Raw genomic sequence first — 12,747 nt, forward strand, 5'->3', positions numbered from 1 at the left:
GCTAGGCGTGGTGCCGAAACCGACAGTAGCGGACATACCGGTGCATTCAGCGGTCCGTCGACGGCCGAGGGACCGTCAGAGTGGCCGCCGACGTGGCCGTTGACGAGGGCGAAGCGCAGGCACGAGGATCGGGAAACGGGCTGCGCGAAGGAGAACCCCATGGCACTGGACGCCGACGTCATCGTGATCGGAGCCGGCCTGGCGGGCCTGGCCGCCACCGCCGAACTCGCCGACGCGGGGCGCACGGTGATCCTGCTCGACCAGGAGCCGGCCGCCTCCCTCGGCGGCCAGGCGCACTGGTCCTTCGGCGGCCTGTTCCTGGTCGACTCGCCCGAGCAGCGCCGGCTGCGGATCCGCGACTCCTACGAACTGGCCTGGCAGGACTGGCTCGGCACGGCCGGCTTCGACCGGCCCGAGGACAACTGGCCGCGCCAGTGGGCCAAGGCCTACCTGGACTTCGCCGCGGGCGAGAAGCGCGCCTGGCTGCACGCGCAGGGGGTGCGGTTCTTCCCGGTGGTCGGCTGGGCGGAGCGCGGCGGGCTGCTGGCCAGCGGCCCCGGCAACTCGGTGCCGCGCTTCCACATCACCTGGGGCACCGGCCCCGGCCTGGTCGAGCCGTTCGCCCGCCGGGTGCGGGCCGCCGTCGCCAAGGGGCTGGTGCGCCCGCTCTTCCGGCACCGGGTGACCGGACTGGCGAGCACCGCGGGCGTCACCGACACGGTGCGCGGCGAGGTGCTGGTGCCCAGCGGCGTGGCGCGCGGGGTGGCCAGCTCCCGCGCGGTGGCCGGCGCCTTCGAGCTGCGCGCGCAGGCGGTGGTGATCGCCTCGGGCGGCATCGGCGGCAACCACGAACTGGTCCGCAAGGCCTGGCCGGCCCGGCTCGGCACCCCGCCCGCGCGCCTGCTCAGCGGCGTGCCCGCGCACGTCGACGGGCTGATGCAGCAGGTGGCCGGTGCGGCCGGCGGACACCTGGTCAACGGTGACCGGATGTGGCACTACACCGAGGGCATCGAGAACTGGAACCCGGTCTGGGCCCGGCACGGCATCCGGATCCTGCCCGGGCCCTCCTCGCTCTGGCTGGACGCCCGCGGCAACCGGCTGCCGGTGCCGCTCTTCCCCGGCTTCGACACCCTGGGCACGCTCGAGTACATCCGGCGCACCGGGTACGACCACACCTGGTTCGTGCTCACCCAGAAGATCATCGAGAAGGAGTTCGCGCTCTCCGGCTCCGAGCAGAACCCGGACCTGACGGGCCGTAGCCCCCGCAAGGTGCTCGGCCGCGCGCTGCCCGGCGCGCCCGGGCCGGTGGAGGCGTTCAAGAAGTACGGGGCGGACTTCGTGGTCGCCGAGCGGCTCGGCGACCTGGTGCGCGGGATGAACCGGCTGGTCGACTCCTCCGGAGCGGGCGAGGAGCTGATCGAGGAGGCCGCGCTGCGCCGCGAGATCGAGGCGCGCGACCGCGAGATCGCCAACCCGTTCGGCAAGGACCTCCAGGTCGGCGCGATCCACGGCGCCCGCCGCTACCTCGGCGACAAGCTGGTGCGCACCGCCGCCCCGCACCGGCTGCTCGACCCCAAGGCCGGCCCGCTGATCGCGGTGCGGCTGCACGTGCTCACCCGCAAGTCGCTCGGCGGCCTCGAAACCGACCTGTCCGCCCGGGTGCTGCGCGCCGACGGCTCGGTGCTGGAGGGCGTCTACGCGGCCGGCGAGGTGGCCGGCTTCGGCGGCGGCGGGATGCACGGCTACCGCTCGCTGGAGGGCACCTTCCTCGGCGGCTGCCTCTTCTCCGGCCGCACGGCGGGCCGCGCGGCGGCCGAAGCGACGGCTTAGAGGGTCCCCCTACTGGCGGACCCTCTTGGCAAACGGATTGATCACAAGTCAGTGACACGCAGGCCACCGACTCGTCGGTAGCTGTTCATCGAGCGTCCGAGCGGTGTACCTCAACGGCTGGCAAAGTCCCCCGCATGGAGATGGATATTCCGAACATGGGTGTGCCGCAGCAGCTTGCCGCCCGGATGAGCATGGCCGAGCAGCACGAGTACCTGCGGGGCAAGCTCTCCCGCCGCCGGGTGCTGCGGGGCAGCGCGGTGGCGGTCGGGGCGCTCGCCGTGGGTGGCGTGCTGGGCTCCGGCAACGCGTACGCCGCGCCGAAGAGCACGCCGACGCTGGTCGGTGACGCGGCCTCGGCCGTGGACGGCTCGAAGGTGATCCCGGTGGGCCGGCACCTGCAGTTCGGCGCCGAGCCGGACACCCAGTTCCGGATCTCCTGGCAGGTCCCGCTCCCGGTCAAGAAGCCCTTCGTGCGCTACGGCCGGACCCCCTGGGAGCTGAGCGAGAAGATCGACGCGGAGATCCGCTCGCTGCACACCCCGGCGCTGGTGCCCGGTCAGAGCCCGCTGGACCAGTACTACGTGCACGTGGCCCTGGAGGACCTGGGCCCCGACACCACGTACTACTACGCGGTCGGCCACAAGGGCTTCGACCCTGCCGGCCAGCAGGCGATCTCCTCGCTCGGCACCTTCCGCACCGCCGCCTCGCGCGACGACCGCTGGGGCAAGGTCTACGAGCCGTTCACCTTCACCGCCTTCGGCGACCAGGGCGTGAGCGCCCACGCGGTCAACAACGACAACGTGATCCTGGCGCAGAACCCCAAGTTCCACCTGCACGCCGGTGACATCTGCTACGCCGACCCGGACGGCCAGGGCCTGGACGCCGACAAGGCCGACTTCAACGCCAAGACCTGGGACGCCTTCCTGGTGCAGACCGAGGCCGTGGCCGCCAAGATCCCGTGGATGGTCGCCTACGGCAACCACGACATGGAGGCCTGGTACTCGCACAACGGCTACGGCGGCGAGGACGCCCGCTGGTTCCTGCCGGACAACGGCCCGGACCCGCGCAAGGCCCCCGGCGTGTACGCCTTCCGGTACAGCAACGTCGGTGTCATCTCGCTGGACGCCAACGACGTGTCCTACGAGATCCCGGCCAACCTCGGCCTGACCGCCGGCCGGCAGACCAAGTGGCTGGAGCGCCAGCTCAAGGACTTCCGCAACGACGAGACGATCGACTTCGTCGTGGTCTTCTTCCACCACTGCGCCTTCTCCACCACCACCTCGCACGCCTCCGAGGGCGGGGTCCGCGAGGCCTGGGTGCCGCTGTTCGAGAAGTACCGGGTCGACCTGGTGATCAACGGCCACAACCACGTGTACGAGCGCACCGACGCGATCCTCGGCAACAAGGTCTCCAAGGCGGTCCCGAGCGGCGCCACCCTGGAGCCCGAGAAGGACGGCGTGGTCTACGTGACCGCCGGCGCCGCGGGCCGCAGCCTCTACAGCTTCGGCGCGCCGCAGACCTACGAGGGCCACGAGAACCGGGTCGACGAGGTCCAGAGCTTCTACAACGCCAAGGGCCGGCAGAAGGTCGCCGAGACCGTCGAGTGGTCGCGGGTGCGCTACCTGGGCTACTCCTTCATCAAGGTCGACGTCACCCCGGCGCACCTGGGGCAGAAGTCCTCGATGAAGGTCACCGCGCTGACCGAGACCGGCCAGCAGATCGACCACTACACCATCGTGCGCACGGTCGGCGAGGGCTGGGACAGCGACTCGGACGACGACGGCCAGGGCGGCGGCTGGGGCTGGAGCGCGGGCGACCGCTGACGCGTCCACCGGGCACGGATTTCACCAGCCAACTGCCCGTGCGGGACGCCGAGGCACCGGCGTTCCGAGCGACGCCGGCTGACGGAACGGGCGTCGCGGGCGGCCCCTCGGGAGAGAATGATCTCCCGAGGGGCCGTTCGGCTTTCTCGGGGCAGTCACGAAAGGGGCAGGCCGGATGTCACAGCAGGTCAGGGGCGTCATCGCCCGGGGCAAGGGCGAACCGGTGGAGGTGGCGACGATTGTCGTGCCCGACCCTGGACCTGGCGAGGCGGTGGTCAAGGTCCAGGCGTGCGGCGTCTGCCACACCGACCTGCACTACCGGGAGGGCGGGATCAACGACGAGTTCCCGTTCCTGCTCGGCCACGAGGCCGCCGGTGTGGTGGAGAGCGTCGGCGCCGGGGTCACCGAGGTGGCGCCGGGCGACTTCGTGATCCTCAACTGGCGTGCCGTCTGCGGTCAGTGCCGGGCCTGTCGGCGCGGCCGGCCGCAGTACTGCTTCGCCACCCACAACGCCGAGCAGAAGATGACGCTGCTGGACGGCACCGAGCTGAGCCCCGCGCTCGGGATCGGCGCCTTCGCGGAGAAGACGCTGGTGGCGGCCGGGCAGTGCACCAAGGTCGACCCGGCGGCCTCGCCCGCCGCGGCCGGGCTGCTGGGCTGCGGCGTGATGGCCGGGCTGGGCGCGGCGATCAACACCGGCGGGGTGACCCGCGGCGACAGCGTCGCGGTGATCGGCTGCGGCGGGGTCGGCAACGCCGCCGTGCTGGGGGCCAAGCTGGCCGGCGCGGCGAAGATCATCGCGGTGGACCTGGACCCGCGCAAGCTGGAGCGCGCCAAGGGCCTGGGGGCCACCCACACGGTGAACGCCTCCGACGGCACCGACGTGGTGGAGGCGGTGCGCGCGCTGACCGGCGGTCACGGCGCGGACGTCGTGGTCGAGGCGGTGGGCCGACCGGAGACCTACCGGCAGGCCTTCTACGCCCGGGACCTGGCCGGCACCGTGGTGCTGGTCGGCGTGCCGACGCCGGAGATGAAGCTGGAGCTGCCGCTGCTGGACGTCTTCGGGCGCGGCGGCGCGCTCAAGTCGTCCTGGTACGGGGACTGCCTGCCCTCGCGGGACTTCCCGATGCTGATCGACCTCTACCTGCAGGGCCGGCTCGACCTGGACGCGTTCGTCACCGAGACGATCACGCTGGACGAGGTCGAGCAGGCGTTCGCCACCATGCGCGACGGCGACGTGCTCCGCTCGGTGGTGGTGTTCTGATGCAGCTGCTGCCCCCCGAGCCCGAGATCGAGCACCTCGTCACGGCCGGCACCTTCGACCTGGACGGTGGCAGCTGGGAGGTGGAGAACAACGTCTGGATCATCGCCAACGACCGCGACGCCGTGGTGATCGACCCCGCGCACGACGCCCCGGCGATCGCGGCGGCGGTCGGCGACCGGCGGGTGGTGGCGATCATCTGCACCCACGCGCACAACGACCACGTGAACGCCGCGCCCGAGCTGGCGGAGCTGACCGGTGCGCCGATCCTGCTGCACCCCGACGACCTGCCGCTGTGGAAGCAGGCCCACCCGGGCGACCACCCGGACGAGGAGCTGCGGGACGGTCAGCGGATCACCGTGGGCGGGCTCTACCTGCACATCCGGCACACGCCCGGCCACACCCCCGGCGGGGTGAGCGTGTACGTGCCCGCGCTGGACGCGGTGTTCACCGGGGACACGCTCTTCCAGGGCGGCCCAGGGGCGACCGGGCGCTCGTTCTCCGACTTCCCGACCATCATCCGCTCGATCCAGGAGCGGCTGCTGGTGCTGCCCCCGCAGACCGTGGTGCACACCGGCCACGGGCCGACCACCACGATCGGCGAGGAGGCTCCGCACCTGGAGGAGTGGGTGGCCCGGGGTCACTGACCGCCACCGCACCGGGGCGACACCCTCACAGCGCGGCGAGCTGCGCGGTGAGGGTGTCGCTGTGCTGGAAGGTCAGACCGGCCAGCGCGACGTGCTTCCAGCGCACCGTGCCGTCGGCGTCCAGGATGAAGACCGAGCGGCGCAGGCCCAGGCCCGGCACCGCGATGCCGAACGCCTTGGCCACCGCGCGGTCGGTGTCGGCGAGCAGCGGGAAGCCGAGGCGGTGCTTGCGGGCGAAGGCCTCGTGGCTGTCCACGTCCTGCGGGCTGATGCCCCAGACGGTGGCGCCCAGGCCCTTGAAGCGGTCCAGGTCGGAGGTGTACGAGCAGAGCTGCTTGGTGCAGACCGCGGTGTCGTCGCCGGGGTAGAAGACCAGCACCAGCGGGCTGCCCTGGGCCTCGGCGAGGCGGTAGTCGCGGCGTTCGGCGGAGCCTTCGGTGAGGAGCAGGCCGGGCAGGGTGAAGCCGGGGGCGGGGGTGCCGACCTCGGGGGACTTGGCCATGGTGGGTCCTTAGCGCTCGCGAAGGGCGGACAGAACGTTCGTTCTTCCTCGCTGATAGTAGTACGGTCAGTGGTGTGAGTACACCTTCCGCCGCCCGCCAACGGGTCCTCGACACCGCGACCCGGCTGTTCTACACCGAGGGGATCCACACGGTCGGCGTGGACCGGATCGTCACCGAGGCCGAGGTGACCCGGGCGACCTTCTACCGGCACTTCCCCGGCAAGGAGGAGCTGGTCCGGGAGTACATCCAGGGCTGGGACGCGGGTATCCGGGCGGAGGTGGCGGCCGGGCTCGGCAGCGGACTGACGGCCGCCCAGCTGCTCGGAATCCTGCTGGAGCGGCTGGGCCAGGAGATGTGCGGCCCGGGCTTCCGCGGCTGCCCGTTCATCAACGCCGCCGCCGAGTACCCCGATCCGCAGCACCCGGTCTCGCTGGCGATCGCCGACCACCGTGCCTGGCTGCGCGGGCTGATCGTCCGCCTGCTCCGCGAGGCCGGCCTGAGCGGGCCCGAGCGGCGGGCGGACGTGCTGATCCTGCTGCGCGACGGCGCCATGGTGGGCGCAGCGCTGGGCGACCCGGCGACCACCGCGGCGAGCCTGGCGGCGGCGGTGGCGCAGCTGCTGGAGCTCTGAGGCGATCGGCGGCGGGGCGTCAGCGGCGCGGGCCGTACATGATCACGCCCACGCCGACCAGGCAGATGAGGGCGCCGAGCACGTCGTAGCGGGTGGGGCGGAAGCCGTCCACCACGACGCCCCAGGCCAGCGATCCGGCCACGAAGACCCCGCCGTAGGCGGCCAGCACTCGGCCGAACTGGCTGTCCGGCTGGAAGGCGGCGACGAACCCGTAGCCGCCGAGCGCCACGATGCCCAGGCCCGCCAGCCACCAGGGGCGTGACTCCCGCACGCTCTGCCAGATCAGCCAGCAGCCTCCGATCTCGGCCAGGGCGGCCAGCACGAAGAGGGCGGCGGAGCGCAGCACGGTCATGCCGGTCAGCCTACGGGGCGCGGGGGTGCGCGATGGCCGCTGCCTCGGGGAAGGCAGCGGCCACGGGGCCCGGTCAGTGGCTGAGGGCCGTCGCGAGCTCGCGCGCGATCCGGGCGGCGGAGGTGCCGAGGCCGGCGGCGGTGGGCGGGGTGAATCCGGCGGGAGCCGCGGCGGCGGGTGCGACAGGTGCGGCAGGGGCAGCTGTGGCAGGGGCCGGTGCGGCAGGTGCGGGGGCCGGCGGCTGGGCGGTCATCCGCCGGACGTAGGCGTCCGGCTGGTACTCCAGCTCCTCCTCGCGGTAGCGCCCGACATGGGTGTGCCAGTTGAGGATCCCGGAGAGCCAGTTCCGCAGCCCCTGCGCGTAGTCCTCCAGCGCCTGGCGGCCTGCCGCGTCGAGCTTGAAGTCCTCGTAGAGGATCGGCAGTTCGTTCGCCGCGACGTGCTGGAACTGGTCCAGCCGGGAGGACATCAGGTCGTGGACGATGCCCAGCGCCTGGTCCCGGTCGCAGCCGAAGAAGTTCTGCACCACCAGGACGCCGTTGTGCACCTCGCCCTCGAACTGGACCTCCTTCTGGTAGGAGAAGACGTCGTTCATCAGGCAGGCGTAGTCGGAGGCCGAGTTCACCAGCGCCTTGACCGTGCCGGAGCGCCAGACCTCCGCCGGCACCGCCTCCTCGGCGCCGAACCGGGCCAGGTTGCTGGTCAGTTGGCTGCCGAAGGTGAGGCGGCGCATCTCGATGTAGTCCACCGGGTCGGGGACCCGGTGCTGCGCCATGTTGCCGATCTCCCAGACCCAGGAGTCCAGCATCTCCTCGATGCTGCCGCGCAGGATCTGCCGCTGCGCGGTGGTGAGCGGGGTGGCGGTGCGCTGCCAGAGGTCGGCCAGGCCGTGCTGCAGGGCGGTGGTGGGCAGCGGGCCCCGGTCGGGCGAGTCCAGCGGCATGTACGGCTTGAGTCCGTCGGCGCAGGCCTTGGCGCCCAGCGGGCTGGGCGGGTAGGCGAAGGCCATCGGGAACCAGTCGTCCGCGTAGGTGCCCCAGGCCAGCCAGTCGGAGTTGAGTTCGAGCGCGTTCTGCGGGATGTCCGGCGCGATGCCGGCCCCGCAGAGGGTGACGTCGGCGTTGCGCATCGAGCGTTCCGTCCAGCCGCCGGAGTCCGACAGGCCGGGGGTCGGCTCGGTGTAGCGCATCTCCCGGCACCAGGCGTAGTTGTGCTCCCGGGCCGCCGCCAGGTGCGGGTTGATCCGCAGCGGGAAGGGCATCGGGAACTCGGGCAGCGGGGTCGGGCCGACCTGCTGGTACGGCACGTGGCTGAACTGCCGCAGCGCGCCGGGCAGGTCGACGTACCGGCGAAAGGAGGCGGCGGAGGTGCCCAGGCCCACCGGGACGGCGGAGAACGTGCCGCCGGGGGCGTCGGCGCCGGCCCGGTCGTTCATGTAGCGGCTGGAGCGCATGTGCCACTCGTGGCCGCCGGCCTGCCAGTCCTGCAGGCCCTTGACGTAGCGGGCGACCTTCGCCACCTCGTCCGGATGGAGTGCGAACTCGGCGAAGAGTGAGGGAAGTTCGGTCAGCGCGGTGTTCTCGAACTGGTGCAGCCGGCTGGTCAGGATCTCGTTGACCGCCTCGGCGGCCTGCTGGGTGGTGTAGCCGAGGAAGCGCTCCAGCACCAGGATGCCATTGCTCAGCTCGCCCTCGTCCTGGACCTCGCGCTGGTAGGAGAAGAGGTCGTTGCGCAGGTGCACGCCGTCGGAGAAGGTGTCGCGCAGCACCCGCAGCGGGCGGCTGCCGGCCACCCGGGCGGGCACCTCGGCCTGTGCCGCGAACTCGACCAGGCCGGCCGACCAGGGGGCGCCGCCGACCTTGCGGCGCATCTCGATGTACTCGACCGGGTTGGCGACCCGGCCCTCGTTGATGTTGGAGAGCTCCCAGATCGACTCGTTCAGCAGGTGCTCGGTGCTCTCCCGGAACCGGGCCCGCCAGTCGAGCGACATGTGCGGCACGGTGCGCGCCCACAGGTCGGCCAGGCCCGCCTCGACCGGGTTGGTCGGCTCGGGGAACCCCTCGCTCAGGTCCATCGGCATGAAGGCGGGCAGCCGGTCCAGGTAGGCCTGGCCGCCGGAGCGGTCGAGCGAGCGCTTGAAGGTCTCCAGGAAGTGGTCGTCGAAGAAGAAGACCCAGACGTACCAGTCGGTGACCAGGTCGAGCGCGGCGCTGTCGCAGTCCGGGTGGGTGTAGGCGCAGAGCAGGCCGTAGTCGTGGTCCTCCAGGTCCTTCGGCTCCCAGATGCCGGACCCCTCCAGCATGCCCATCTCGCGTGCCCAGGCCCGGGTGTGCTCCCGGGCGCCCTCCAGGTGCGGGTTGAGGGTGGCCGGGTGCGGCAGATAGAACTCGGGCAGCGTGAACGGTTTCGCCATGGGATCCCCCTACCAGGAATTCGGACCGTCGATCATCGTCAAGTCTGGGCTCGCACCCAGTCTCTGGAGTGGTTCGACGGTCCGAAAGACGCGTATGGCAGTGCGGGGAGGCGTGCGAAATCGGCCGCACCTTGATCTTTCGAGTGAAGTTCGAGCGATGAAGGTGCGGCCTGCCGGCGGGCGGCGTGGATTACTGCCGGTAGGTGGTCAGGAAGCGCCCGATCCGGCTGATCGCCGTCTCCAGGTCGTCCGCCCGGGGCAGTGTGACGAAGCGGAAGTGGTCGGGGCGCGGCCAGTTGAAGCCGGTGCCCTGGACGATGTGGATCTTCTCGCGGAGCAGCAGGTCGAGCACGAAGCGCTCGTCGTCCTTGATCCTGTGCACCGCCGGGTCCAGCTTGGCGAAGGCGTAGAGCGCGCCCTTGGGCTTGACGCAGCTGACCCCGGGCAGCTCGTTGAGCGCGCGCCAGGTGACGTCGCGCTGCTCGGTCAGCCGGCCGTTCGGCAGCGTGAGGTCGTGGATCGACTGGTGCCCGCCGAGCGCGGCCTGCACCGCGTACTGGGCCGGTACGTTGGGGCACAGCCGCATGCCGGCCAGCATGGTGAGCCCCTCCAGGTAGTCCTTCGCGTGCGGCTTGGGCCCGGAGACCACCAGCCAGCCGCTGCGGAAGCCGGCCACCCGGTAGGCCTTGGAGAGGCCGTTGAAGGTGAGGGTGAGCACGTCGTCGGCGAGCGCGGCCAGGCAGTGGTGCTCGACGCCGTCGTAGAGGATCTTGTCGTAGATCTCGTCGGCCAGCACCATCAGGCCGTGCCGGCGGGCCAGGTCCAGGATCCCCTCCAGCAGCTCCTTGGGGTAGACCGCGCCGGTGGGGTTGTTGGGGTTGATCACCACGATCGCCTTGGTCCGCGTGGTGATCTTGGCGGCGATGTCGTCGAGGTCCGGGTACCACTCGGCCTCCTCGTCGCACAGGTAGTGCACCGCCTTGCCGCCGGCCAGGCGCACCACCGCGGTCCACAGCGGGAAGTCCGGGGCCGGCACGAGCACCTCGTCGCCGTCGTCCACCAGTGCCGTCACGGCCATCTGGATCAGCTCGGAGGCGCCGTTGCCGAGGAAGACGTCGTTCACGCCCACGCCGGTGACGCCGCGCTGCTGGTAGTACTGCACCACGGCGCGGCGGGCCGGCAGGATGCCGCGCGAGTCGCTGTAGCCGTGCGCGTTGGGGAGGTTGCGGATGATGTCCTGCAGGATCTCCTCGGGCGCCTCGAAGCCGAAGGGGGCCGGGTTGCCGGTGTTCAGGCGCAGCACGCTGTGCCCGGCCTCCTCCAGCGCGTTCGCCTGGTCGACCACCGGGCCGCGGATCTCGTAGCACACTCCCGCGAGCTTGCTGGACTGCCGAAACTCCATCTGGTGCCTCCCGGCGTGGGCCGCCAACGTGGTCGCTTTGTTCTACCAAGTAAGCACTTGGAAAGTCCAACCTATTGGCTATGCTGATGCCATGTCACGCCGAAGCTACGACCAGTACTGCGCTGTCGCCCGGGCCCTGGACGCGGTGGGGGAGCGCTGGAGCCTCCTGATCGTCCGTGAACTCCTCGGCGGCCCGCGCCGGTACACCGACCTGCACGCCGACCTGCCCGGGGTCAGTACGGACATCCTGGCCGCCCGCCTCAAGCAGCTGGAGGGCGAGGGCCTGGTGGCCCGGCGCAAGCTGGAGCGGCCGGCCAACGCGACGGTGTACGAGCTGACCGAGCGCGGCCGGCAGCTGCGCCAGGTGGTCGACGCGCTGGGCAGCTGGGGCCTGCCGGCGCTGGGCGAGCAGCGGCCGACGGACGCGGTGCGCGGGCACTGGGTCACCAGCGCCTGAGCACCGGGGGCCGGGGCCGCCCGGGCGGCCCCGGAAAACCGGTTGCCGATCAGGGAGTTCGGCGTCCATCGTTGCGGGTTGTGACGATCAACGACCTCGAACTGCGCCGCGCCACCGAGCCGGACGCCGACGCCGCGGCAGCGCTCTACCTCTCCTCCTTCGCCGCGGCCCTGCCCACCGTGCGGCTCGCGCACAGCCCCGAGGAGGTGCACGGCTGGTTCCGCCACGTGGTGGTGCCGCAGCTGGAGACCTGGGTGGCGCAGACGCCCGAGGGCGAGCTGGCCGGGCTGCTGGTGCTGGAGGACGGCTCGCTGGAGCAGCTCTACCTGGCGCCGCACTGGCGCGGCAAGGGCCTGGGCGACCGCCTGGTCGAGCTGGCCAAGAGCCTGCGTCCGGCGGGCCTGGCGCTGTGGACCTTCCAGGTCAACGGCCCGGCCCAGCGGTTCTACCAGCGGCACGGGTTCGTCGAGGCCGAGCGCACCGACGGCAGCCGCAACGAGGAGCGCGAGCCGGACCTGCGCTACGTCTGGACGCCGCCTGCCGCCTGACGCAGACCGCTGGGGCCTGTCCGGCGGATCCTGCCGGGCGCGCGACAACATCCGCCGGACAGGCCCCGGTAGCATCGGGAGCGCCATGGACCAGGAACCCGCCTTCACCCGCTTCAGCAGCTACGTCGCCGTCGGTGACTCGTTCACCGAGGGGATGTGCGACGAGCTGCGCCCCGACGGCCACTACCGGGGGTGGGCCGACCGGCTCGCGGCTTCGCTGGCGGCGGAGGTCGCGCCCGCGCAGTTCCGGTACGCGAACCTGGCCGTGCGTGGCAAGCTGATCGGCCAGATCGGCGCCGAGCAGCTGGCGCCGGCCGTCGCGGCCGGGCCCGAGCTGGTCACCCTGGCCGGCGGCCTCAACGACGTGCTGCGACCGGGCTGCGAGATCGAGGCGGTGCGGGCGCAGCTGGGGGAGGCGGCCGAGAAGCTGCTGGCCACCGGCGCCACGGTGGTGCTCTTCACCAGCACCGACCCGACCCGGCGGATGGCGGGCAGCGCCCGGCTGCTCCCCGCCATCCGGCAACTGCGCCACTTCGTGCAGGAGTTGGGTACCCACCCGCGGGTCGCGGTGGTCGACCTGTTCACCGCGCCCTGCTTCGACGACCGGCGGCTGTGGGCGGAGGACCGCCTGCACCTGTCGGCGGAGGGGCACCGCCGGGTCGCCGAGGCAGTCCGCCAGGCGCTCGGCCGCCCGGCGGCCTTCGACTGGCGCGCCGCGCTGCCGCCCGCCGCGCCCGCCGGCCGCGCCGCCCGGATCCGCGGCGACCTGCGCTGGCTGCGGATCCACGTACTGCCGTGGCTGGGGCGGCGGTTGACCGGCCGCTCGTCGGGTGACGGACGGCCGCCGAAGCAGGCCGAGCTGGCGCCCTACCAGGGGTGA

General features: G+C 72.0%; 12 protein-coding genes. 8 read left to right on the plus strand and 4 right to left on the minus strand.

The genetic code is table 11. The features are described from left to right. Positions 1–159: 159 nt before the first annotated feature. The 4 genes from OG500_RS28730 (at position 160) to OG500_RS28745 (ending at position 5,561) form a co-directional block, all read left to right on the plus strand. On the plus strand, positions 160–1,830 hold the full coding sequence (locus tag OG500_RS28730) for an FAD-binding dehydrogenase (protein ID WP_327069742.1): 1,671 nt from the start codon (positions 160–162) through the stop codon (positions 1,828–1,830). 155 nt (positions 1,831–1,985) lie between these two features. Further along, on the plus strand, positions 1,986–3,653 hold the full coding sequence (locus OG500_RS28735) for a purple acid phosphatase family protein (RefSeq protein ID WP_329587804.1): 1,668 nt from the start codon (positions 1,986–1,988) through the stop codon (positions 3,651–3,653). 175 nt (positions 3,654–3,828) lie between these two features. After that, positions 3,829–4,917: an S-(hydroxymethyl)mycothiol dehydrogenase gene (locus OG500_RS28740; protein WP_327069743.1), complete on the plus strand. Its 1,089-nt coding sequence runs from the start codon at positions 3,829–3,831 to the stop codon at positions 4,915–4,917. Further along, a complete protein-coding gene (locus tag OG500_RS28745; protein WP_327069744.1) occupies positions 4,917–5,561 on the plus strand; it encodes an MBL fold metallo-hydrolase in 645 nt (214 codons plus the stop codon). The genes OG500_RS28740 and OG500_RS28745 overlap by 1 nt, the downstream gene beginning before the upstream one ends. Before the next feature lie 25 nt (positions 5,562–5,586). Here OG500_RS28745 and OG500_RS28750 read toward each other — a convergent pair whose 3' ends face one another. After that, positions 5,587–6,063: a peroxiredoxin gene (locus OG500_RS28750; protein ID WP_329584305.1), complete on the minus strand. Its 477-nt coding sequence runs from the start codon at positions 6,061–6,063 to the stop codon at positions 5,587–5,589. A 74-nt stretch (positions 6,064–6,137) separates the two neighbouring features. Between OG500_RS28750 and OG500_RS28755 the strand changes: the two genes are divergently transcribed. Next, positions 6,138–6,695 (plus strand): TetR/AcrR family transcriptional regulator, encoded by a 558-nt coding sequence (locus OG500_RS28755; RefSeq protein WP_327069746.1) that lies wholly within the window; start codon positions 6,138–6,140, stop codon positions 6,693–6,695. Between the two features lie 19 nt (positions 6,696–6,714). Here OG500_RS28755 and OG500_RS28760 read toward each other — a convergent pair whose 3' ends face one another. From OG500_RS28760 to OG500_RS28770, 3 genes are all read right to left on the minus strand, one after another. Further along, positions 6,715–7,047, minus strand: coding sequence for a YnfA family protein (locus OG500_RS28760; protein ID WP_327069747.1), 333 nt, complete (start codon positions 7,045–7,047; stop codon positions 6,715–6,717). A gap of 73 nt (positions 7,048–7,120) precedes the next feature. Then, the gene (locus OG500_RS28765; RefSeq protein ID WP_329584308.1) at positions 7,121–9,460 is read right to left on the minus strand and encodes a terpene synthase family protein; all 2,340 of its coding nucleotides are present in this window, start codon (positions 9,458–9,460) and stop codon (positions 7,121–7,123) included. 190 nt (positions 9,461–9,650) lie between these two features. Beyond that, the gene (locus OG500_RS28770; RefSeq protein WP_327069749.1) at positions 9,651–10,862 is read right to left on the minus strand and encodes a pyridoxal phosphate-dependent aminotransferase; all 1,212 of its coding nucleotides are present in this window, start codon (positions 10,860–10,862) and stop codon (positions 9,651–9,653) included. A gap of 91 nt (positions 10,863–10,953) precedes the next feature. On the opposite strand from OG500_RS28770, the gene OG500_RS28775 reads away from it, so the two are divergent. The 3 genes from OG500_RS28775 to OG500_RS28785 all read left to right on the plus strand — a co-directional run bounded on the left by OG500_RS28775 (position 10,954) and on the right by OG500_RS28785 (position 12,747). After that, positions 10,954–11,319: a winged helix-turn-helix transcriptional regulator gene (locus OG500_RS28775; RefSeq protein WP_327069750.1), complete on the plus strand. Its 366-nt coding sequence runs from the start codon at positions 10,954–10,956 to the stop codon at positions 11,317–11,319. 80 nt (positions 11,320–11,399) lie between these two features. After that, on the plus strand, positions 11,400–11,867 hold the full coding sequence (locus OG500_RS28780) for a GNAT family N-acetyltransferase (RefSeq protein WP_327069751.1): 468 nt from the start codon (positions 11,400–11,402) through the stop codon (positions 11,865–11,867). 85 nt (positions 11,868–11,952) lie between these two features. Next, positions 11,953–12,747 carry an SGNH/GDSL hydrolase family protein gene (locus tag OG500_RS28785; protein ID WP_329584311.1) on the plus strand — a complete coding sequence of 265 codons (795 nt, stop codon included), beginning with the start codon at positions 11,953–11,955 and terminating at the stop codon, positions 12,745–12,747.

It is taken from the genome of Kitasatospora sp. NBC_01250, from assembly GCF_036226465.1.
Classification (GTDB): Bacteria; Actinomycetota; Actinomycetes; order Streptomycetales; family Streptomycetaceae; genus Kitasatospora.